At 38.8% G+C, this 1079-nt stretch carries 1 protein-coding gene and 1 pseudogene; both read right to left on the bottom strand.

Annotation, left to right across the window (positions count from 1 at the left end):
* Positions 1-83 precede the first annotated feature (83 nt).
* Entirely contained in the window at positions 84-350 is a 267-nt protein-coding gene (locus VXQ92_RS20615) for a hypothetical protein (RefSeq protein ID WP_000450433.1), read from the bottom strand.
* Between the two features lie 159 nt (positions 351-509).
* Positions 510-1079: pseudogene (locus VXQ92_RS20610) on the bottom strand (Fe/S-dependent 2-methylisocitrate dehydratase AcnD); the annotation flags it as partial.

The raw sequence follows: 1079 nt of genomic DNA, 5'->3' as shown, positions 1-1079 counted from the left end.
GAGATACGACAGGAGTCATATCTAGCAACCAAATACGAAAAAGCCCGACAGGACGTCGGGCTTTTTTTATACGATAAATCACTTTAAAGAAAATACATCCGAATCAAATTTGCCGCAATAAGCATAAGAATAATAGCTGTTAAACCTGTCAACAAATTGAGTAGTACTTTAGCGATATTTGATAAGTTTGATTTATAGATCTTAATATTTATACCATAAGCACTTGCTCCAAGAGCTCCGCCAATAGCACCTCCAACCAACATAAGTACGAGTGGCCAGCCACATAATAGATGCGCTTTAACTGGTAACTTCCTCTCAGCTTGATTATCTAATTTATTTGTTGTTTCCAATTTTTGATCCTTTTTTATATGGATATTTATCTAAAAAAATCTATTTTAAATGCAATTTTTTATGAGGCTATCAACTCTTTTTACACAATGTATAGTAAAAAACCCCATCATCAAGATAGGGCTTTTTTTGAACAATATCAATAATGTTTAACTAAAATATTAAGCCACTTGGCCTTCTAAAAAGTCTTGTGCAAAACGCTGTAATACACCGCCCGCTTCATATACAGAAACTTCTTCTTCTGTATCTAAACGGCAAGTCACAGGCACTTCAAGAATCTCTTCTTTACCATCCGCAGTAGCGCGTTCAATCACTAAAGTTAAAGTCGAACGCGGCGCAATATTACCAATCACGCTATAAAGCTCTGTACCATCTAGCTTCAAAGTCTTACGGTTTACGCCCGGTTTAAACTGGAGTGGCAACACGCCCATACCCACCAAGTTTGAACGGTGAATACGTTCAAAACTTTCAGCAATGACAGCTTTTACACCTAATAAGTTCGTTCCTTTGGCAGCCCAGTCACGTGAAGAACCCGTTCCGTATTCTTTACCAGCAATAATCACAAGCGGTGTATGTTCTTGTTGGTAACGCATTGCCGCATCATAAATGGCAAGCTTCTCACCACTTGGCACATGTATGGTATTACCGCCTTCTTCACCGCCGAGCATTTCGTTTTTAATACGAATGTTGGCAAAAGTGCCTCGCATCATGACTTCATGGTTACCACGTCG

Source organism: Acinetobacter sp. 228, assembly GCF_048147885.1.
Note: the sequence above shows the minus strand (reverse complement) of the source record. Positions and strands in the feature narration are given on the sequence as shown.